This is a genomic window from Alteromonas sp. AMM-1 (assembly GCF_047290655.1).
Taxonomy (GTDB): Bacteria; Pseudomonadota; Gammaproteobacteria; order Enterobacterales; family Alteromonadaceae; genus Alteromonas; species Alteromonas mangrovi.
In genome coordinates this window covers 1-20,348 of sequence record NZ_JBLBUE010000054.1, presented here as the reverse complement: position 1 = coordinate 20,348, position 20,348 = coordinate 1, and the positions used below count along the sequence as shown (strand labels likewise).

Here is a 20,348-nt window from a genome sequence, read left to right as displayed (position 1 = left end):
TTGGCGATATTTATCAGGCAATTTGCGACGCGCAAACAAGCCTGGTGTTCGTCAATACCCGGGCGCAAGCGGAGCTGCTATTTCAGATGCTGTGGTCTGAAAACAGTCAGGCATTACCGATAGCGCTTTATCATGGTTCATTGAGTAAAGAGCAGCGCCGGAAAACAGAGAGTATGATGGCGAGTGGGATGTTGCGCGCTGTTGTAACAACTTCGGCACTTGAACTGGGTATTGACTGGGGAAACGTAGACCGTGTTATTCAAGTGGGTGCACCAAAGGGAGTAAGTCGGTTATTGCAACGAATCGGGCGATCTAACCATCGTTTTGAAGAACCGAGCAAGGCGTTGCTTGTACCTGCCAATCGCTTTGAAGCATTAGAGTGTCGGGCGGCTATGACAGCCATTGAAATGGGCGAGCGCGACGGCGATATGCCGCACATTGGTGCATTGGATATTTTGCCGCAATTTATTATGAACTGCTTGTGCTCACGTCCAGCTTCGCGGGATGAAATCTATCAGCAGGTGCTGAACGCTTTTCCTTATCAAAGCGTAGCGGATGACGAATTTAATCAGTTATGGCAGTTCACCGTAGATGGCGGGTATGCCTTACAGGCATACGAACGCTATCAGCGTTTAATAAAGCTGGACGATGGACGCTATCAGCCGGCTAATCTGCGTGTTATTCAGCGCCACCGGCAAAATATCGGCACCATCGTGGAAGCCGGGAAATTAAAAGTAAAGCGTATACGGCGAGGTAATCAGGGCAAGATCATCGGCGAAGTGGAAGAGTATTTCGCGCAACAACTCACCCCGGGTGACACCTTTCTGTTTGCCGGAGAAATGCTGAAGTTTGAAGCCATTCGCGACATGCAGGTGCATGCCAAACCGGCCAAAGGCAAGGACCCCAAAATCCCCAGTTATGTGGGTGGGCAGTTACCACTCTCTACACACCTTGCAGATGGAGTAAGAGCGCTGCTTAACACGCCCAAAGCCTGGCGAGATCTACCCAAACAAGTTCAGGAATGGCTTAACCTGCAAAAGGCATTTTCGGTAATTCCTCAGCCAGACAAGGTGTTGATTGAGCAATTTCCATATCGCCAGGCGTATAGCACCTTGTATTACACTTTCGAGGGGCGCAAAGCGAATCAGACGCTGGGGATGCTGTTAACCCGCCGCATGGAAAAGATGGGGCTCAAACCCCTAAGCTTTAGTGTAACGGATTACGGGTTATCGGTGAGTGCGCTCAATGCAGTTGAGTCATCCCACATCGAACGTCTGTTTCAGCCAGATGTACTGGGTGACGAACTGGAAGACTGGATGCTTAATGCGCCCATGCTGAAGCGCTCGTTTCGACAGGTTGCGATTGTAAGCGGGCTCACTGAGCAGCGCTATCACAGTACCCATAAAACCATGAAACAAGTAACGTTTTCGACCGACCTGATTTACGATACATTACGGGAATATGAACCTGATCATATTTTGCTAAAGGTGGCTCGCGATGACGCGGAACGCGAGTTACTGGATCTGCGCCGCCTGGCAGACATGCTGATTCGCTTTGTAGGTAAAACAGAGTTTGTGAATTTGCCACGTGTCTCGCCCATGGCCATCCCTATTGTGCTGGATGTGCGTAGTGAGCAAATAAAAGGGGCCGGAGAGCAAGCGCTGTTGGATCAGGCGGCATTGTATGCAGAAGCAGAGTCGATGTTGGACGAAATAAGAGTGTTATTGGCTAACGGGCATACTTCGCCGCCATGCCCCAAGGAAACTGATTGATTAACCCGGATACACTGGCCGAGCTGGTCAGGCTAAGATACGCAGGTCTATTTCGTTTCGCAGGCACCGTGTGGATTCTGGATGGCAAAGGCGCACTGTATTGTCCGGCTAACGACACGTTACTGGTGGCTGATTTACATTTCGAGAAAGGCAGCTATTTAAGTCAGTATGCCTCGCCTGTTCCCCGATACGATTCCCGGGCCACAATCACTGCATTATCCGCTTTAATCGACCGTTATCAGCCGGCTTCGGTAGTGTGCCTTGGTGATAGTTTTCACGATCGTGGCGCATTTTCCCGCATTACTTGTCAGGACAGCGAAGCCTTACTGGCACTCACAAAACGTGTATCTCAGTGGGTGTGGGTTGTGGGTAATCACGACCCGGATATTCCCGCCAGTGTTGCTGGTAACGTGGTTGAGCACTGGCAAGTGGCCATTGCTGGCCATCAGATTATCGGTTGTCACGAACCCGACGCAACACTTACAACGCAATACCAGATAGTGGGGCATTTTCATCCCAAAGGGCAACTGGCTATGGGAAAAGGCGTCGTCAGAGGTAAGTGCCTGGTTGCTACCCCATCCCTGTTAGTGATGCCTGCTTTGGGACAGTTTACCGGAGGATTGTCTGTTCAGGCCCCGGCTTTGTTGACACTGGCGCCCGTTTCGGAACGCCAGTGCTGGATGCTGTATCGTGGCAGAGTTTACCCGTTGCCGTCAGGTAGTTGAGCAGCTGGTCAGCCAGATAGTTGTTAATCGCGCCAGCGTTTGGTGAGGTCTTCGTAAGCATCGATTCGACGGTCGCGGAAATAAGGCCAAATACGTTTTACTTGCTCAGTGCGTGACATATCCAAATCTACCAACAGGGTAGTTTCTTCATCAACGCCTGCCTGAGCCAGCAATTCGCCCTGTGGGCCTGCAATAAAGCTCTGGCCCCAGAATTTAATACCCGGATCGCCTTTAACGGGAGAGGCTTCAAACCCGGCGCGGTTGGCAACAATCACGGGTACCGAGTTGGCTACCGCGTGCGCGCGCTGAATAGTGTGCCAGGCGCCGTGTTGACGCGCTCGCTCGTCATCGGTGTCGGTCATATCCCAGCCAATGGCGGTGGGGTAAAACAATAAATCCGCGCCTCTCATTGCCATTAGTCGAGCGGCTTCCGGGTACCATTGATCCCAGCACACCAGTACACCCAGTTTACCTACGCTGGTTTGAATCGGTTCAAAACCGATGTCTCCGGGGGTGAAGTAAAACTTCTCGTAAAAACCCGGATCGTCCGGAATGTGCATTTTACGGTATTTTCCGGCAATCTCTTTACTGCGATCAAATACTACAGCGGTATTGTGGTACAAACCTGAGCCACGCTTTTCGAACAGCGAGGTTACCAGCACTATGTTGTGTTTTTCAGCCAGTTCGCCAAAAAACGCCGTTGCCGGGCCTGGAATGGGCTCCGCCAAATCAAAGGCGTTGGTGTCTTCTTCCTGACAAAAGTACAGGGTGCTATGGAGTTCCTGCAGCAAAATACATTCTGCACCCTGGGCTGCCAGTTTTGCGATTTGCTCAGCGCTCTTATTCCAGTTGGTGGCTTTGTTGTTGTCGGCAACGGATTGTTGAACCAGACCCACTTTTAAGGTGCGCTTAGACATATCGCGTCACTCCTTTATTCAGTTGTTTAACGACTTCAGGTTTGAATGTGTTGCAGGGGACTTGCATGGTGATGCAATGCAAGCTGCCGTATTGTTGTACCAGCGAAGCACAGTTAACCGGCACAATGTTGTGATGCGGGAACGCGCGTTGCAGCACAGCAATGGCGTCTGCGTCTTCGGGCTGCTGATACACAGGTAACAACACTGCGCGATTGCAAATCAGGTAGTTGGCATACGATGCCGGCAGCCGGTCTCCCTCGGCACTATAAATGGCAGGCAGCGGCAGTAAAAACTGCTCTCTGCCGGGCAGTTTGGCCAGACATTCCTGTACCAATGCCTGAAGACCGTCATAGTGGCTGTCTTCAGGGCGGTTTTGGGCTGCCTGGATCACCAGATTGCCTTCAGGTGTGAATCTGACCAGTGTATCAATATGACCGTCTGTGTCGTCGCCCTCGAGATGACCGTGCTCCAGCACAGTAAATTCACTGTAACCGAGCATATCAGAAAATGCCGTCTGATATTCCTCCAGCGACATGTTGCCATTGCGTTCAGGGTTATACATGCATGAAGCGGTAGACAGCAAATGACCTGTAGCATCAATTTCCAGTGCGCCGCCTTCTGCTACTACCTGGCTTGAACGCAATGGTTGCTGGCACAAGGGCGCGAGATAAGTCTGGTTAAGCATATTATCCTGACTGGCGTCAAACTTGTTACCCCAACCGTTAAAGGTAAATTCAACCGGAAACGGAGCGTCCAGAGGGCCACAGGTTAAAAATGCAAAGTCTCTGGCCCAGGTATCATCGTATTGGGCTGCAACCAGCAGCACCTTGGCATCGGCGGGCAATCTGGCTTCAATATCGGGCATATCCTGTTCGCGGCACAATAAAACAATACCAGCCTGATTCGCATTCACGGTGCGGATAACGGATAAATAGGTGTCCCGCACTTCGTTGATCCACGGTGCCCAGTCGGTACCGTCGTTCGGCCAGGCGAGGATCACCGCCTCGGTTGCCTGCCATTCGGGTATTAACGTGTTAGTCACAGTCATTCCTGAATTAAATAAATTACACTCGCCGATTATACCCAGTCTCGGAGTCGCGACCAGTTATTTCAGGTTTCGCCCGCCGTTTAAATGCAGGGTTTGTCCGGTAACAAATTCAGAATCCAGCAGATAATTCACCGCTTTAACTGCTTCCTGCGCGCCGGGTACTGAGCCGAGCAAATTCTTGGTGAGGGCTTCAGCCCGATAGGCATCACTGTCATTGTCGTTAAACATCAGTAGTGATGGCGCAATACTGTTTACTTTCACACGTGGCGCAAATACGCGGGCAAACGAAAGCGTTAGGTTGTGTAGCGCCGCTTTGCTCGCAGCATAAGCAATGTGATTCTGACTACCCGTTTCCTGCACATAATCGGTCATGTGAATAATGTCGGTGAGCCCGCTATGTTGTGTCAGTAACGGTTGTAAGGCCAAATTCAGCTGATAGGGTGCACTGGTGTGAACCATCATCATGTCGTGCATTAACTCTCCTGAGTCGTGCTCGGGTGATTCAGGTGCCCAGTCAGATGCATTGTGAATTATGCCTCTCAAGCCGGTGCAAATGCGTTTTATTTCGTCAATTGCTCGCGAAATGCCTGCCTGAGTGCTAAAATCCGCCTCCAACACGGTTGCACCAGCTTGCTTTAGCTGGTCTACGGCAGGCTTATGCCGACGGTAGGTAATGATCACCGGTTGGTCCCTGGAGAGTAAATCCTGCGCAATAGCAAGGCCAAGGCGCTGACTGCCTCCGGTAATAAGAATAGGTAAAGACAAAAATACCTCCGATTATTTTTGGTACTGAATACGACTTTACCGTGTTTGCAGATCGTTTTAATGACATTTTTTTCAGTCATTGTAATCCCGATTAGCGGTCCGAGTCGTATAAGGTGTGTAAGTCGTCATTACGGAATGGGTGAATGTTAGCAAAAGAAGCGGTAATTGTACGCGACGCTGTGAAGCTGGGAATGTCTAAAGAGGCATTGATGGTCCATGAGGCATTGGTTGCCAAAGGGCTTGAGACTCCAATGGTTGAAACAGGGTTGAGCGACGAAGCCAAAAGACAGCGCATTGAAGGTGCGATGCGGGATATTATGCAAACCCTGGGGTTGGACTTGTCTGACGACAGTTTGGCAGATACGCCTTTGCGTATTGCAAAAATGTATGTCGATGAAATTTTTTCGGGATTGGATTACCGCAAGTTTCCCAAAATCACACAGATCGAAAACAAAATGCAGTTGGGTCAGCCGGTTCAGGTATCAGGTATTAGTCTTACCAGCACCTGCGAACATCATTTTGTGACGATTGATGGCACTGCATCTGTTGCTTATATTCCAAAAAATACTGTTATTGGCTTGTCAAAAATCAATCGCCTTGTTGGCTTCTTTGCGCAGCGCCCGCAGGTACAGGAACGTCTTACCCAACAGGTATTGGTAGCATTGCAAACCTTAACTGGCACCGACGATGTGGCTGTGTCGATAAATGCTACGCACTACTGCGTGAAGGCTCGGGGCATAAGAGACAGCTTGTCGTATACCAAAACATCGGCGCTGGGCGGAAAGTTCCTTGCTGATGCCGAATTAAGAAGAGAGTTTTTTTCTTAACAGGCAATAAATTGAATAAATAACGAAGGCCAGCATTGATGCTGGCCTTTCGTTTTTTAAGATTTAAAAAATCAGGCTTCCGACACAATCAGATTAATTTGGTCGTTAACGCCATTGGCGGGAATAATTTCCAGCATCTGATGACACTGCTGGCAGGGCTCCCGTTGTTCCTTGTACATATCTTTTACTGTGTCGAGTGAAATGGCGTTTACGTGACCACATAAGGGACACCTGAACTCCAGTAATGTATTACTATAAATTCCCATGTGCTCTATTCCTTTCTTTGCCTCAGCAGATAAAATCCTTGTACAGCCCACCTGGTTTACAACTGCGCTGATCTGCTGTTAATGATGCCTGGGGATATTCCATGCAGGCACAGCTCCCCATAAAGTAAGTGAACCGACTTACGCGTATCTCTCACCGTGCTGAAAATTATTAGCTCCAACCGGTTTATCTGTTAATACCAATTCACATAGAAGTTTGCCCTCTCAGAGTGAGTCAAAACGACTTAGATCACGACGCGCACTCTGAGGCATAGTCACTCTATGTCCAGAGGGCGCAACACAGATATAAGTCGTTTTGGCCACTCCCTTCGGGCATCACTGGCAGACTTTTTAGCGTTGTTACGCTTGCTTGATTTGGAATCACCAAACCTGTGCAACCAAGCCTAGCTAAAAAGTCTGCCAGTGCTGCTGAGTGAGCACACTTCTATGTGAATTGGTATTAGTATAGCAGTCGCTGAAAAAAGCGAGGGAATATTGGTTATTTGTCAGACAAATTTTACGAGGGAAGCACAAATGAGCAAACGCTAGGGGATTGCATTTGAAATGCAATCCACCTAGCGCGGTGTTAACCGAGCGTGCAGTAGTTACTTGGTTGCTAACCAACGCTGTTGGTAAGGGGCCAGCACAATGGGCAACTCGCTGGTAAACTGTTGTGCTGATAGCAGGTCTTTGGTGTGTTCGCCATTGAACACGCTAAGCACACTGGCGTTGACTGATTGCGCGTGTTCACTGAAGTTACACAGTACCAACAGTTTGTCGCCATTATCTGCTTCACGACAGAAGGCAAAACAATGCTGGTTATCCGTTTGCAAAATGCGCGTAGGCGCAGCACCTAACACGGGCAACTGCTTGCGCAATTGGATGAGTTGCTGTAAACCTGCAAAGATGCGTTTCTGCACTCTGCGCTGCATACTGTCTTGTGCCGCGATGGGCGCATCAACACCGTCTAAATCGTCTGGTGTGACTGCTATGCGATGCACCCAGCGGTCATCATGAGCCTTGGCTGGGTCCTGGCGATAGTGATAGTCATTTAACAGGCCTAATTCATCACCTGAATAGAGCAGAGGAATACCACCAATACTCATGATTACGCCATGTACCAGCATAATGCGTTGGATAGCGGTATTAATAGCGTCTTCATCGTTGTTCGTCAGTGCGCCTTCCAAACCGCAAAGCGAGGCAAGTGAACCACAAACCCGACAATCACCGTTAGACGGGTTTTCAGCGAAGGGCACGCCGTTAGCATATGAGCCGTTAAACCGCCCGGTAAAAAACTGGTTCAGGAAAAAGCGGTGATCATAAGGATTGATGCCTAATTGGTGCGCAATGGCATCGTCAAAGGTCCAGCCAATGTCGTCGTGGCAGCGCACATAGTTAACCCAGGTACAGTCTTGCGGAATGCTGAAGCTTTTTTGCATCGACGCAGTAAGCAAACGGGTTTTGCGGGTTGCCAGTGAGTTCCAGATGAGTGCCATTAACAACGGGTTATACGATAACTGACATTCATTTTTGTGAACGTACTTCACCACTTCATCCGGGTGAACAATCGCTTCAGACTTAAACACAACCGCAGGAGCGGCGATTTGCAAACAGCAGTTGAATGCCTGAATGAGCGTATGAGCATTTTGCTGATTCTCACAGTTGGTGCCCATTTCTTTCCATATAAAAGCCAGCGCATCCAAACGTAACGCGGCACTGCCAATGTTGGCTAAAAACAGCATTTCGTCGGTAATGGCATTAAACACAGCCGGGTTCGAATAATTTAAGTCCCACTGGAAGCTGTTAAACGTAGTCCACACCCATTTTTGCATGGTGTCGTTCCACGTAAAACTGCCGCGGCGCACCTGAGGGAAGATCTCGCGCAACGTCTGTTCGTACTGATCCGGCACAGTGCGGTCGTCAAATAAGTAGTAATAATCCTGATACGTTTTATCACCCGCCAGTGCAGCTTCTGCCCAGCGGTGTTCATCTGACGTATGGTTGAATACAAAATCCAGTACCAGATTAATACCCGCTTCCCGTAATGCTTTGGATAACGATTCAAGATCCTTCATGTCACCCAGAACAGGATTCACCTTGCGATAATCTGACACCGCGTAGCCGCCATCGCTGTCTCCCTTTGGGGCGTCGTAAAGTGGCATCAGGTGCAGGTAGGTCAAACCGAGTTTCTGGAAATAGGGGATCTTCTTTTCCAGCTCGCGTAAGGATGGTCCCAGCAAGTCAACATAGCACGCCATCCCAATTTGATTTTCGCCTTTGTACCAGGCTTGCTGCTCATCGATTCGTTGTTTGTCGAGACGCTTTAAATCGGCCGAACGCTGCTTCAGCCCTTTTGCCAGGGTGAGTACTAACTGTTCCAGATGGTAGTAACAATCGTATTGATGGCCATACACATTCACATAGCGCGCAAATAGTTCATCAAAGTGGAGTGCCAGTCGCTCGTTGAATAACTTTTTGTCTCGTTGTGACAAAAAGGAAAGATCGAGTCCAGCCAAAATACGTTGCAGGCATTGTTCACTCGAAGCGGCGTAATTCATTGCGATCTCCACAAAGCGTCGGTCTATATTGGAATAGCTGTAAGTAGTTTTACAAAAGTTTCACAAACTGGTTTACAGCATTTATCAGTTTTGCTACGTTTAATCTTAAACGATTAAGATGTTTTTTCAAGAAATTTACATGGAATTATTCTTGTTTGTTCAGTGTTTGATTGGGATGGGACTGAATTTAAACATAATTTCTTAAAAAAAGTTAATTGATTAAGTCAGTGTGTAATGTTGCTGATTTGTAAATGGTAATAATGGGTTAAACTTTGGTATATGCAGCCGTAAACCGCTCGTACCTGATAAAGAGATAAATAGTATGACTGAACCAAACACCAGCAGCCGCTACATTCGTTGGCTGACCTATATGATGTTTATGATGTTTGCGATGACATCAGATTCTGTTGGCGAAATTATAAAAGAGGTAAAGGTAGCGTTTTCGGTAACTAATGCGCAGGCCAGTTTAATGCACTCATTACCCATGTTGGGCATTGCCTTGTCGGGGCTGTTTCTGGGATTTTTGGCCGACCGTTTTGGCCGCAAAAACACCATTATTCTTGGCTTGGCTGTGTTTGGTGTGGCCTGTTACAGCTTTATGGCAGCTAACGATTTTGTGCTTATTGTGAGCCTGATGACGTTGTCGGGTATTGCGGTTGGGATATTTAAAACCGGTGCGCTTGCACTGATTGGTGATATTTCATCGTCTACCAAACAGCACACCGCTACCATGAATGGCGCGGAAGCTTTCTTTGGGGTAGGGGCGATTATTGGCCCGTTGATTGTTGCGTATCTTATTCACTCAGGCGTTGCCTGGCAGTGGTTGTATGTGATTGCAGGTGGTGTATGTACGCTGCTTATTACCATTGCCTTGTTTGTAAAATACCCGTCTTACCAGCACACGCATGCCTCCGAAGCTGAAAAAGTATCCTTGCTTCAGAGCCTGAAATTAATAAAAAACCCATATGCACTGGGTTTCTCGATTGGTGCATTTTTATACGTTGCGGCAGAAAGTGCAATTTACGTATGGATGCCGAGCTATCTGGTATGTGACGCAACCAGCCTTAAAGCTACCTACGAGTGTTATTCGGCAGGCAGTGCGCAAACGTTGGCTATTTATTCGGTTACCGCCTTTTTCGTACTCAGAGCACTTGGCCGTTTTGTAGGTATTTGGATGATGAGCCATTTTAACTGGGCACTGGTACTTACGCTATTCAGTGGTGCAATTGTAGTGTGCTTTGCTGGTGGCCTAATGGGGGGCAAACAGGTTGCGCTGTACTTATTCCCGTTAACCGGTATTTTTATGTCAGTGATTTACCCTACGTTTAACTCTAAAGGGATCAGCTGTTTTCCCAAACATCAACATGGCAGTGTCGCTGGCGTAATTTTGTTTTTCACCGCAGCGGGCGCGGCGGCAGGCCCATTCATCATGGGGCTGGTGAGTGATGCCAATGGCGGCGATGCAAAGTACGGTTTTATGGTAGCCACAGTATTCGCAACTATTCTATTTGCAGGACTGCTACTTAATTATATTTTTAACCCAACACAACAACGATTAGCAGAGATTGAGGCAAGCGAATATGGCGTTAACTGATCCGTACTATGCAGTGATTGAAGCGGGTGGCACTAAGTTTAATTGTGCCATTGTTACGCCAGATCGCGACATTGTGGCCGAAGTTCGTATACCTACTACCACGCCGGAGGAAACACTGTCTGCCACAGTGGACTTTTTCAACACGCAGCGCGAGGCGGGTTACACATTCAATAAATTAGGCATTGCCAGTTTCGGTCCGTTAGATTTAAACAAAGCGTCGGCTACATATGGTTTTATAACCAAAACCCCCAAGCCAAACTGGAGCAATACGGATTTGGCAAACGCACTGGGTAGCGCACTGGATTGCGACGTTGTTATTGATACCGATGTGAATGGCGCCGCATTAGGAGAGTATCGCTGGGGCGCAGCCCAGGGCGCAGGTGTTGCCGTGTATGTTACGGTGGGTACCGGTGTGGGTGGCGGCATTGTGGTGAACGGCAAGCCGCTGCATGGTTTGGTTCACCCTGAAGTTGGCCATATGCTGGTGGAGCCGCCTGCCGGGATTACTGGCACCTGTCCTTTTCATGCTAACTGTGTGGAAGGATTGGCATCGGGTACTGCACTTGGCAAGATTTGGTCTCAACCATCAGATACTTTCGACGATGACCACCCGGCATGGGATGGGCTTGTGGAAGTGTTAGGAAAGATGTGTCACAACCTGATGGTATTGCTAAGCGCCGAGAAGATTATTTTAGGCGGTGGCGTAATGCAAAAGCCGGGGATCGTGGATAAGGTTATTGCAACGACTGAACACACGTTAAATGGTTATATTGTGTTCCCAGAAGGCGTGTCGATGCGCGATGTGATTTGCACACCAGGGCTTGGCACACGTTCTGGCATGCTGGGTGCCCTGGCTCTGCTTGATTAACCCGCGCGTTCGTATAGTTCCAGCGGTAAATTATCGGGATCCGAAAAAAACGTAAAGCGCCGACCCGTATAAGGGTCGGTGCGTACCGGTTCGCATTCGATACCATGGCTGTTCAGGTGGGCAATGACCTTATCTATATCGTCCACATTGAAAGCGAGATGTCGCAGCCCCTGGGCTTCAGGGCGAGTTGGCCTTGCTGGTGCGCCGGGAAACGAAAACAACTCGATTTGCGTGCCGTCAGGTAAACCAATGTCGCATTTGTATGAATCACGCTCAGCCCGGTAGTTTTCATCTACCACAGAAAATCCCAGTATTTCTGTGTAGAAATGCTTGGATTGCTGGTAATCGTTACAAATGATCGCGACGTGATGAATACCGTTTAACATCTGTTCTACCTTCATTCTTTCAACTGCTTAATGTCAGTATAGCGCATCAGGGCACTTCCTGGCCGCGCGCAGATTCCAGTAATGCGTACCAGTGCTCTCTGGATAGTTGTGTATGCATAGCCTGGGCGCAGGCTGCGATTCGCGCAGGATTAGTGGTACCGATCACCGGTTGAATGTTAGCCGGATGGCGCATTAACCATCCAAGCACGATGGCTTCAGGGCTCACGCCATATTCTGCTGCCAGCTTACTTACCAGTGCCGATGTGGAACAATCTGCCGGGCCTCGACCTGAATATTTACCCTGAGCTAACGGTGCCCATGCCTGCAATTGCACGTTTTTGCGCTGGCAATATTCCAGCGTACCAGCGGTATATCCTGAGTGTCGATTCAGTGCGCTGTTAGCCATCATGCCGTCTTCAACCCAATCCCGGTACGCCAGGCTCATTTCCAGCTGGTTCGCAATAATGGGAAACGACACTACCTCCTGTAAGGCTTCAATTTGATACCAGTGCATGTTCGATACGCCCAAATAGCGGAACTTGCCCTGGGCGTGCAAGTTGGAAAGGCATTCGCCCAAGGCCGGTAAATCGGCCAGCGGATCCGGACGATGCAGCAGCAATACATCAATGCTTTCCATATTCAGGCGTTGTAAAATACCATCGACTGACTGAGCAATGTAAGCTGGCGAAAAGTCATAGCGTTTGGGGCCGGTTGCATCTTCAAAGCGGATACCGCACTTGGATTGGATGATCATGTTTTCACGCCAACTTGGGTTAGCTTTTAATACATCGGCAAATACCCTTTCTGCCTTGCCAAGGGTATAAATGTCAGCGTGATCAAATACTGTTATACCAGCCTCTAATGCAGCTTCTACCGCGATGGTGGCTTGTTTTACGTGTTCTGCGGTATAAGCGTCGGCTGCCCATTCGCCACCCAGACCCATACACCCGAATACCACGGAGGAAGCATGTTCAAAATAGTGTTTCATCATTGTATTTTTCTTCTTTTATGCAATGCAGTTACTGTAAGTGATACCAGTTTATCTGGCGAATGAATACGTATGCTAACAGGTAAGGCAAGTGATACAAATTAAAGTAAATTTCGTAATACCTGTAATTATAAAAACATAGGGTAAAACATGAAACGCATAGCAGCACTTTTATTGTTGATTGGCCTAGCTGGCTGTACCAGTGTGCCGGAGGGGGTAACACCGGTAACCGGCTTTGAAGCTGACAGGTATTTAGGTACATGGTACGAAATAGCGCGCTTTGATCATAGTTTTGAACAAGGGCTAAGCCGGGTGTCTGCTACTTACAGCAAGCGCGATGATGGGGGCATCAAGGTACTGAATAAGGGATACGATGCCGTTAGCGGAGGATGGGCTGAAGCTGAAGGTAAAGCCTATTTTGTTGGCGAGGAAACAACAGGCCATCTGAAAGTGTCGTTTTTCGGCCCGTTTTACGCCAGCTACGTTATAGCTGAACTCGATAAAGACAATTATCAATATTCGCTGGTAACCGGGCCGGACCGTTCGTATTTGTGGATATTGGCCAGACAACCCGAACTCTCTGACGAAGTGCGCACCCATCTGATAGAAAAAGCAACGTCATTGGGCTATGCCACTGATTCATTTATTTGGGTTGAACACCAATAGGCATCCTGATGTTGTGCATAACGGCATAGTCAAAGGTAAATGCCATGATAGCTTATGGTAAACCAGTAAGGCGTGCTATACTCGCGCCTTTCTTGAAATGAATCTATCCGGGGCAGTAACCATGGCAAATCAACAAGCGGTATTTACCCGCGCTAACAATGTATGTGAATTATGTGGGAGTGATCAGGGCCTTGCCTTATACATGGTGCCCGAATCACCAAACGATTCCGACAACTGTGCAATTGCCACCTGCGCTACGTGCTCCAGTCAGTTAAACGGTGAAACCGATACCGATGTAAATCACTGGCGTTGTTTGAATGAAGCGGTATGGTCGCCATTGCCTGCTGCGCAAGTGGTAGCCTGGCGTAAGCTTAAACAGCTGGAAAGCGAAACCTGGGTACAGGACTTACTGGAAATGGTCTACCTGGACGAAGACACCCAGGCTTGGGCCAAAGCTGGCTTGCCAGAAGATCGCGAGCCAACATTAGACAGCAACGGTGAAGCCCTTCAGGCCGGTGATAACGTTCACTTGATTAAAGATTTGAACGTAAAAGGCGCAAACTTTACTGCCAAGCGTGGTACGCCAGTGCGCAACATCCGCCTCACGCAAAATCCGCTTCATATTGAAGGCAAAATCAACGGTCAAACTATTGTGATCATTGCTGCCTATACTAAGAAAGGCTAGTTGAGCGACAAACGCGTTGTCCGGTGATTATTCAGTATCCGGACAACGCTTTTTTCAACGAGTGTTCTTCATCATAAACAAATCTACCGCTAAAAACCGCATAGTTAAGGCATCACACCAGCGCCGTGAAATATCCTGTGGTAATCTTGAAACATGTCATGTTTAGCTTAGTGATTCCTCCATGCCTGTAATGGGTAACAAGGTAAATCTGTCTGCACAGCATCCCCCTCGTCATTACGACGACCTTGCTGAAGAAGTGCCGCTTGCTATTGCAATAAACGGCATGGCGCTGTCTGTCATGATGGTCTCGCCGTTTGATTTTGACGACTTTATTACCGGCCACTTCCTCACCGAAGGGATTGTAAAGTCGGTAGTAGAAATCAAAGATATTCAGATCGAACCCATGTCACCGGGATTTGAAGCCCGGATAACCGTTACCGGCCGCCGCGAGCACGAGGTAAAGCAGCGACGTTATAGCTTGGTGAGTGCCGGGTGTGGACTGTGCAATAAAACCGCTATGGATCAGGCATTCCCGCCGAATAAAATGCCGACCGATAAACGGCCATTGGCAGAATGTGATGTCAGTCAGTTACGTTCACTGTTTGTGGCACACCAGACATACAATCAAAAAGCCGGTGCCATGCATGCCGCTATGTTTGTGTGCGCAGTTACGAATACCGTAGTGTGCAGTGAAGACATCGGTCGCCACAACGCACTGGATAAAGTGATTGGTCAAACCCTGCGAGCCGGTTTCCATCCTGAAAAGGGCTATTTGGCTGTAACAAGCCGATGCGGTGTGGAACTGGTGCAAAAAGCCTCAGTCTGTGGTTTTACTACGCTGTATTGCTTGTCTTCCCCTACCACCATGGCGGTGGATGTAGCGAATCAAACCGGGCTGAATCTGGTGTATGTGCCGCGAAATAACCAACCCATTATGTATGATGCAAAGGAAAATTATGCCGAATAAATCGTCTAAAGCCGGGGGCATTGCGTCCGTTAAATCTACGGTGAATCAGCTGATTAAAAGTAAGCAGGTACGCCGAAACATGCTGAATTTGTATCATGCTAACAAACACGAAGGGTTTGATTGCCCCGGGTGTGCCTGGGGCGATGACAAGCGCGGCGCGTTTCGCTTTTGCGAGAACGGCGCTAAGGCTATAGCCTGGGAATCGACTTCTGAAAAAGTGGATGCTGCGTTCTTTGCGCAACACACCGTTAGCGAACTGCACAAGCAAAGCGATCACTGGCTGGAAAGCCAGGGCAGGCTGGTGGAACCGCTTCGCTACAATTCGCAAACCGACAAGTACGAACCGGTGAGTTGGGAGCAGGCATTCACGCTCATTGCTGATGGCATTAATGCCCTGCAATCGCCAAATGAGCTTGAGCTATATACGTCTGGCAGAGCGAGCAACGAAGCGTCATTTTTGTATCAGGTATTTGGCCGGGCACTGGGGACCAATAACTTTCCTGATTGTTCCAATATGTGTCATGAAGCAAGCGGTATTGCGCTCAAGCGCGCAATCGGTGTGGGCAAAGGCACAGTGACGCTTAAGGACTTTGATGCGGCCGATACTATCTTTGTGTTTGGTCAGAATCCGGGTACCAATCACCCGCGAATGTTAAATGCGCTGCGCAGTGCAGCAAAGCGCGGTGCGACTATTGTGTCGTTCAATAATCTCAAAGAGGTTGGGTTACAGCGCTTCGCTAGCCCACAAAAGCCTGCAGAATTATTGGGCTTGCAAGCGGTTGATATCAGTGCACGGTATTACACACCCAAACTCGGCGGTGATTTTGCCGTAGCACGAGGCATGGCCAAGGTTATTATTGAAGAGCTGACTGAACATCTGAATCAGGATTTTATCGGTGAGCACACGCATGGCTTTGACGCTTACATCGAGCAAGTAAAAAGCACGCAGTGGCAGGATATTGAAACGCGCAGTGGGTTAACTCGCGCCGACATCACCGAAGCAGCCAACGTGTTCGCGCGTAGCAAGAAAGCCATCACTTGTTGGGCAATGGGGATCACTCAGCACTTACATTCGGTGGATACCATTCATGAACTTACGTCGTTGCATCTGCTAACAGGTGCAATAGGTTTACCCGGTGCGGGTATGTGCCCGGTTCGAGGCCACAGTAACGTGCAGGGCAACCGAACCATGGGCATTCTGGAAGCGCCAACGCCCGCGTTTAATCAGGCTATGCAGGCAGTATTTAATTTTACGCCACCGGAAAAGCCGGGGCATAGAGTCTACGACGCGATTAAAGCCTTGCATGCCGGGCAAAGTAAAATGCTGATTTGTTTGGGCGGCAATATTGCGGCCGCGTCGGCTGATACCGTTTATACAGAGCAAGCGCTCAGACGAACAACACTGATGGTTAATATCGCCACCAAGCTCAACCGCACGCATCTGGCCATAGGACAAGACGCCTTAATACTGCCATGTTTAGGACGAACCGAAGCCGACACCACCGGCGGAAAGAACCAGGCAATTACGGTTGAAGACACCTTTAGCATGGTGCATGCGTCCAGTGGCAATACACCGCCAGCCAGTGAATTATTGAAGTCTGAAACAGAAATCATCGCGCGTATTGCACAGTACACATTAAAAGATCGTATTGCGTTGGATTGGGAGTCACTCATTGCTGATTACAGCAACATACGGGAGCTCATTGCCAACGTGATCCCCGGCTTTGATAATTTTAATGCCCAAATACAGCAGCCAGGAGGTTTTCACTTGTACAACAGCGCGGCAAATTTGCAGTGGAATACAGCGTCCGGGAAGGCCGAATTTAACGCAGTGGCGTTACCTGATGCGTTATTTCCCGATCGTGTTCAGGCCAAAATTGCTCAGCAAGACTCGCCGGTATTCACCCTGCAAACCCTGCGCTCCCACGATCAGTACAACACTACGGTGTATGGCATGAACGACCGCTATCGCGGGGTATTTGGTGAACGCCAACTGGTGTTTATGCATGCCGAAGATATGCGTCTGCTCGGATTAACCGATAACTCGCTGGTGGATATTAGTACCATTTGGGATGACGACACAGAACGTAAAGTGACCCAATTTCGCGCTATGCGTTACGATATTCCGCAAGGTAATGTGGCGTGTTATTACCCGGAAACGAACCCGCTCATTCCGTTTGAAAGTGTCGGGTTGGCATCGGCAACGCCAACATCAAAATCGGTGCCGGTAGTGATAAATCATTCTGCGTAATAAGCGGTCTGAATAAAAAGCAAAAGCGGAGGGTTTCTTGCTATAATGCGCGCGTTTCTTGAATTAACCTGTATTTGAGGCCGGTGCAATGCAATCAATTACCCTTCGTCAGCCAGATGACTGGCATCTTCATTTTCGCGACAACGATATGCTGGCTGAAACTGTGCCAGCCACGGCGCGCTGTTTTGCCCGCGCGATTGTGATGCCCAATCTGGTGCCGCCGGTAACCAATGCTGAACTGGCGATGGCGTACAAAGCGCGTATCGAAGCGGCACGTCCTGCCGGAAGTCAGTTCGAGCCATTGATGACCTTGTATCTGACTAACCAAACCACACCCGCTGACATCACAGCTGCCAAGGCTGCGGGCGTAGTAGCGTGCAAGCTGTACCCGGCTGGCGCAACCACCAACTCAGATGCTGCAGTAAAAGGCATTAATGCTTTGTATCCGGTGTTTGAGCAAATGGAAAAAGACGGCGTGTTGCTGTTGATTCATGGTGAAGTGACCGAGTCGCATGTGGATATTTTCGATCGCGAAAAAGTGTTTATCGACCAGTACATGGCGAAGATTGTAAAAGACTTTCCGGGTTTGAAAGTAGTATTCGAGCATATCACTACTGCCGATGCTGCGGATTTCGTTCTGGGTAACGGTGATAACATTGCCGCTACCATCACGCCTCAACATTTATTATTAAACCGCAATGACTTACTGGTAGGCGGCGTGCGACCGCACAACTACTGCTTACCCGTTTTGAAACGCAATACCCATCAGCAGCGTTTGCGCGAAGTGGTTGCGCAAGGTTCCACAAAGTTCTTCCTCGGCACAGATTCAGCACCGCACGCCAAGCACCGCAAAGAAAACGCCTGTGGTTGCGCGGGTTGTTACAGTGCGTGGAGTGCTATTGAACTGTACGCCGAGGTATTTGAGCAACTGGGCGCGATGGATAAATTTGAAGCATTCGCCAGCGAAAATGGCCCGGATTTTTACGGTTTACCGCGCAATACGGGCACGATTACCCTGGTGAGAGAAAGCTGGCAGGTTCCTGATTTGGTAACGCTGGCGGATGGCACTGAAATGGTCCCGTTTTTTGCGGGTCAAACACTAAACTGGAAACTGGCGTAATTATTTATGAGTGAGTTGTTTTCTGCATTCGGGTTACGCCCAGAGTTATTACTGGCTATTGAAAAAGCCGGATTTAACGCGCCACGACCCATACAACAGGCAGCTTTGCCAGCTATAGTTCAGGGCAAAGATGTACTGGCTCAGGCGCAAACCGGTTCGGGCAAAACCCTGGCGTTTGCTGCTGGTAGCCTGCAAAAATTGGATGTTAGCCTGAATGCGCTGCAAACACTGGTACTGTGTCCTACCCGCGAATTGGCTGAGCAGGTAGCAGAGCAATACCGTCTGCTGGCCAAGGATTTACCTAACGTGAAGGTATTAACCTTGTGTGGCGGGCTGCCAATGGGGTCGCAAATCAACTCACTTAAACACGGCTGCCACATTATTGTGGGTACGCCAGGGCGCGTGATGGATCACGTGCAAAAGAACCGAATTTCGCTGGATGAGCTACGCGTTAGGGTATTTGATGAAGCAGACCGCATGCTGGACATGGGTTTTACGGATGATCTGGCCACTATTTTTAGTGGCTTGCGCGCACCGGTACAAACGCTGATGTTCTCGGCTACCTTTACCGATGCTACTACTCAGCTGGCAAAGCAGTATTTAACCTCCCCTGAAACCATTGAAGTTGATTCTGCGGCCCGGGCCAAAGTGTCGCAACTGGTTTACGAAGTGGAAGACAAGCAACGCTTTAATGCACTCAAAGCCTTGTTAACCACGGAGCAACCTAAGAGTGCTATCGTGTTCTGTCGCATGCGCAAAACAACGCAGGAAGTGGCCGATAAACTGGCTGAGGAAGGTTTTGTGGCTGCTGCTATTCAGGGCGACATGGAGCAAAGCGAACGCAATCAGGTGCTTATGCAGTTTGCCAGTGACTGCCTGAACATTCTGGTTGCAACGGATGTTGCTGCACGAGGGCTGGATATTCCAGCGGTAGATTGTGTGGTGAATTACGAGGTAAGCGAAAACCCCGACGCACACATTCACCGAATTGGCCGAACGGGTCGTGCTGAACAACCGGGAATGGCTTATACGCTGATGAGTGAGAATGAAGGCGCGTTGCTGGCCGCTATCGAGATCCATACCGGTGAAGATCTGAAACGCAAAGGCGCGCAAGGCCTGCGCTTTCATGCCAACCGCATTATCGAGCCTGAGTTTAAATGCCTGCGCATTGGCGCCGGTAAAAAAGCCAAGCTTCGCCCAGGTGATATTCTGGGCGCATTAACTCAGGAGGGTGATGTACCCGCCGACGACATTGGTAAAATAAAAGTGCAGGCTAATGAAAGCTTCGTAGCGGTTAAAACCCGCAGTGTAAAGCGCGCATTGGCCCTGTTCCGCGAGGGCAAAATTAAAGGCAAGCGCGTACGGGCCTTTAAGCTTTAAATAACGGGAGCGTATAATGGGTGGCGAAACAGATTTAAACAGCTTGCTCAAAGGCCTGTCACCTGAACTGCTCCCGGAAAATTATGTGTTTGTGACTCTCGCTGGTTTTAGCTCAGAGTTGTTCGACTCACTCACACCAATAGGCATGTTCCAGGAAGTCGAAGGTACCACACTGATCCTGACTGAGAACGCCGCACTTAATGCGGGATTGGTGTATAACGGCGTATTTCGCTGCATAACCTGTAAGGTGCATTCCAGTCTGGAGGCGGTGGGTATGACTGCGGCAATGAGTGCAGCGTTGACCGCAAAAGGCATAAGTGCAAATGTGGTGGCAGCGTATTATCACGATCACATTTTTGTGCCTGTTGCTTATGCTGAATTGGCAATGGTAACGCTGTTGGCGTTATCCTCTCCAGTGATGGCCAATTATACCAATTCGCATAGAAGTTTGCCCTCTCAGAGTGAGTAAAAACGACTTAGATCACGACGCGTTCTCTGAGGCATAGTTATTCTATGTCCAGAGGACGCAACACAGATGTAAGTCGTTTTGGCCACTCCCTTCGGGCAT

Annotated in this window: 19 protein-coding genes; 12 read left to right on the top strand and 7 right to left on the bottom strand. The window is 49.1% G+C overall.

Annotated elements, in window-relative coordinates; all coding sequences use genetic code 11:
• Positions 1-1,772, top strand: a 1,772-nt coding sequence (locus ACLR2L_RS10640; protein WP_413368081.1) for a helicase-related protein, incomplete at its 5' end; no start/stop codon positions are given.
• Complete coding sequence (gene pdeM, locus ACLR2L_RS10635; protein WP_413368079.1) at positions 1,769-2,497, top strand: ligase-associated DNA damage response endonuclease PdeM; 729 nt, start codon at positions 1,769-1,771, stop codon at positions 2,495-2,497. The genes ACLR2L_RS10640 and pdeM, both read left to right, overlap by 4 nt.
• Positions 2,498-2,520: 23 nt before the next feature.
• Here pdeM and ACLR2L_RS10630 read toward each other — a convergent pair whose 3' ends face one another.
• From ACLR2L_RS10630 to folM, 3 genes are read right to left on the bottom strand one after another with little or no spacing between them, the layout of a single operon-like run.
• A complete protein-coding gene (locus ACLR2L_RS10630; protein WP_413368077.1) occupies positions 2,521-3,414 on the bottom strand; it encodes a carbon-nitrogen hydrolase in 894 nt (297 codons plus the stop codon).
• A complete protein-coding gene (locus ACLR2L_RS10625; protein ID WP_413368075.1) occupies positions 3,407-4,462 on the bottom strand; it encodes an agmatine deiminase family protein in 1,056 nt (351 codons plus the stop codon). Before ACLR2L_RS10625 ends, ACLR2L_RS10630 begins: the two co-directional genes overlap by 8 nt.
• 57 nt (positions 4,463-4,519) lie before the next feature.
• Positions 4,520-5,227, bottom strand: coding sequence for a dihydromonapterin reductase (gene folM / locus ACLR2L_RS10620; RefSeq protein ID WP_413368073.1), 708 nt, complete (start codon positions 5,225-5,227; stop codon positions 4,520-4,522).
• Positions 5,228-5,370: 143 nt separating this feature from the next.
• Here folM and folE point away from each other — a divergent pair, with 143 nt between their 5' ends.
• Positions 5,371-6,054 (top strand): GTP cyclohydrolase I FolE, encoded by a 684-nt coding sequence (gene folE, locus ACLR2L_RS10615; protein ID WP_140960943.1) that lies wholly within the window; start codon positions 5,371-5,373, stop codon positions 6,052-6,054.
• Positions 6,055-6,125: 71 nt separating this feature from the next.
• Here the strand turns inward: folE and ACLR2L_RS10610 are convergent, their stop codons facing one another.
• Both ACLR2L_RS10610 and ACLR2L_RS10605 read right to left on the bottom strand, forming a co-directional pair.
• Complete coding sequence (locus tag ACLR2L_RS10610) at positions 6,126-6,320, bottom strand: hypothetical protein (protein ID WP_140960940.1); 195 nt, start codon at positions 6,318-6,320, stop codon at positions 6,126-6,128.
• Between the two features lie 602 nt (positions 6,321-6,922).
• Complete coding sequence (locus ACLR2L_RS10605) at positions 6,923-8,875, bottom strand: alpha-amylase family glycosyl hydrolase (protein WP_140960938.1); 1,953 nt, start codon at positions 8,873-8,875, stop codon at positions 6,923-6,925.
• A 373-nt stretch (positions 8,876-9,248) separates the two neighbouring features.
• On the opposite strand from ACLR2L_RS10605, the gene ACLR2L_RS10600 reads away from it, so the two are divergent.
• Together ACLR2L_RS10600 and ACLR2L_RS10595 are read left to right on the top strand one after the other, a co-directional pair.
• The gene (locus ACLR2L_RS10600; protein ID WP_413368084.1) at positions 9,249-10,469 is read left to right on the top strand and encodes an MFS transporter; all 1,221 of its coding nucleotides are present in this window, start codon (positions 9,249-9,251) and stop codon (positions 10,467-10,469) included.
• Complete coding sequence (locus ACLR2L_RS10595; RefSeq protein WP_413368070.1) at positions 10,456-11,337, top strand: ROK family protein; 882 nt, start codon at positions 10,456-10,458, stop codon at positions 11,335-11,337. The genes ACLR2L_RS10600 and ACLR2L_RS10595 overlap by 14 nt, the downstream gene beginning before the upstream one ends.
• Here the strand turns inward: ACLR2L_RS10595 and ACLR2L_RS10590 are convergent.
• Together ACLR2L_RS10590 and ACLR2L_RS10585 are read right to left on the bottom strand one after the other, a co-directional pair.
• Positions 11,334-11,723, bottom strand: coding sequence for a VOC family protein (locus ACLR2L_RS10590; protein ID WP_140961096.1), 390 nt, complete (start codon positions 11,721-11,723; stop codon positions 11,334-11,336). The genes ACLR2L_RS10595 and ACLR2L_RS10590 overlap by 4 nt on opposite strands.
• Before the next feature lie 46 nt (positions 11,724-11,769).
• Positions 11,770-12,711, bottom strand: a complete 942-nt coding sequence (locus ACLR2L_RS10585) for an aldo/keto reductase (RefSeq protein ID WP_140961094.1) — start codon at positions 12,709-12,711, stop codon at positions 11,770-11,772.
• A gap of 150 nt (positions 12,712-12,861) precedes the next feature.
• On the opposite strand from ACLR2L_RS10585, the gene ACLR2L_RS10580 reads away from it, so the two are divergent.
• The 7 genes from ACLR2L_RS10580 to ACLR2L_RS10550 all read left to right on the top strand — a co-directional run bounded on the left by ACLR2L_RS10580 (position 12,862) and on the right by ACLR2L_RS10550 (position 20,249).
• A complete protein-coding gene (locus tag ACLR2L_RS10580) occupies positions 12,862-13,377 on the top strand; it encodes a lipocalin family protein (RefSeq protein WP_413368068.1) in 516 nt (171 codons plus the stop codon).
• Positions 13,378-13,498: 121 nt separating this feature from the next.
• Positions 13,499-14,062, top strand: a complete 564-nt coding sequence (locus tag ACLR2L_RS10575; RefSeq protein ID WP_413368066.1) for a PhnA domain-containing protein — start codon at positions 13,499-13,501, stop codon at positions 14,060-14,062.
• 181 nt (positions 14,063-14,243) lie between these two features.
• Positions 14,244-15,029 (top strand): formate dehydrogenase accessory sulfurtransferase FdhD, encoded by a 786-nt coding sequence (gene fdhD / locus ACLR2L_RS10570; protein WP_413368064.1) that lies wholly within the window; start codon positions 14,244-14,246, stop codon positions 15,027-15,029.
• Positions 15,019-17,280 carry an FdhF/YdeP family oxidoreductase gene (locus ACLR2L_RS10565; protein ID WP_413368062.1) on the top strand — a complete coding sequence of 754 codons (2,262 nt, stop codon included), beginning with the start codon at positions 15,019-15,021 and terminating at the stop codon, positions 17,278-17,280. Before fdhD ends, ACLR2L_RS10565 begins: the two co-directional genes overlap by 11 nt.
• Before the next feature lie 88 nt (positions 17,281-17,368).
• Positions 17,369-18,400 carry a dihydroorotase gene (gene pyrC, locus ACLR2L_RS10560; protein WP_413368060.1) on the top strand — a complete coding sequence of 344 codons (1,032 nt, stop codon included), beginning with the start codon at positions 17,369-17,371 and terminating at the stop codon, positions 18,398-18,400.
• Positions 18,401-18,406: 6 nt separating this feature from the next.
• Positions 18,407-19,780 carry an ATP-dependent RNA helicase DbpA gene (gene dbpA / locus ACLR2L_RS10555; RefSeq protein ID WP_413368058.1) on the top strand — a complete coding sequence of 458 codons (1,374 nt, stop codon included), beginning with the start codon at positions 18,407-18,409 and terminating at the stop codon, positions 19,778-19,780.
• 16 nt (positions 19,781-19,796) lie between these two features.
• The gene (locus ACLR2L_RS10550; protein ID WP_413368056.1) at positions 19,797-20,249 is read left to right on the top strand and encodes an ACT domain-containing protein; all 453 of its coding nucleotides are present in this window, start codon (positions 19,797-19,799) and stop codon (positions 20,247-20,249) included.
• Positions 20,250-20,348: the final 99 nt, after the last annotated feature.

Bases quoted from the DNA above. Each gene is read 5' to 3' on its own strand.
- ACLR2L_RS10630 (WP_413368077.1), bottom strand. From the start codon at position 3,414: ATGTCTAAGCGCACCTTAAAAGTGGGTCTGGTTCAACAATCCGTTGCC.
- ACLR2L_RS10585 (WP_140961094.1), bottom strand. From the start codon at position 12,711: ATGAAACACTATTTTGAACATGCTTCCTCCGTGGTATTCGGGTGTATG.
- ACLR2L_RS10550 (WP_413368056.1), top strand. From the start codon at position 19,797: ATGGGTGGCGAAACAGATTTAAACAGCTTGCTCAAAGGCCTGTCACCT.
- pyrC (WP_413368060.1), top strand. From the start codon at position 17,369: ATGCAATCAATTACCCTTCGTCAGCCAGATGACTGGCATCTTCATTTT.
- ACLR2L_RS10580 (WP_413368068.1), top strand. From the start codon at position 12,862: ATGAAACGCATAGCAGCACTTTTATTGTTGATTGGCCTAGCTGGCTGT.
- ACLR2L_RS10565 (WP_413368062.1), top strand. From the start codon at position 15,019: ATGCCGAATAAATCGTCTAAAGCCGGGGGCATTGCGTCCGTTAAATCT.
- ACLR2L_RS10595 (WP_413368070.1), top strand. From the start codon at position 10,456: ATGGCGTTAACTGATCCGTACTATGCAGTGATTGAAGCGGGTGGCACT.
- ACLR2L_RS10590 (WP_140961096.1), bottom strand. From the start codon at position 11,723: ATGTTAAACGGTATTCATCACGTCGCGATCATTTGTAACGATTACCAG.
- dbpA (WP_413368058.1), top strand. From the start codon at position 18,407: ATGAGTGAGTTGTTTTCTGCATTCGGGTTACGCCCAGAGTTATTACTG.
- ACLR2L_RS10625 (WP_413368075.1), bottom strand. From the start codon at position 4,462: ATGACTGTGACTAACACGTTAATACCCGAATGGCAGGCAACCGAGGCG.
- ACLR2L_RS10605 (WP_140960938.1), bottom strand. From the start codon at position 8,875: ATGAATTACGCCGCTTCGAGTGAACAATGCCTGCAACGTATTTTGGCT.
- folE (WP_140960943.1), top strand. From the start codon at position 5,371: ATGTTAGCAAAAGAAGCGGTAATTGTACGCGACGCTGTGAAGCTGGGA.
- ACLR2L_RS10610 (WP_140960940.1), bottom strand. From the start codon at position 6,320: ATGGGAATTTATAGTAATACATTACTGGAGTTCAGGTGTCCCTTATGT.
- fdhD (WP_413368064.1), top strand. From the start codon at position 14,244: ATGCCTGTAATGGGTAACAAGGTAAATCTGTCTGCACAGCATCCCCCT.
- ACLR2L_RS10575 (WP_413368066.1), top strand. From the start codon at position 13,499: ATGGCAAATCAACAAGCGGTATTTACCCGCGCTAACAATGTATGTGAA.
- ACLR2L_RS10600 (WP_413368084.1), top strand. From the start codon at position 9,249: ATGTTTATGATGTTTGCGATGACATCAGATTCTGTTGGCGAAATTATA.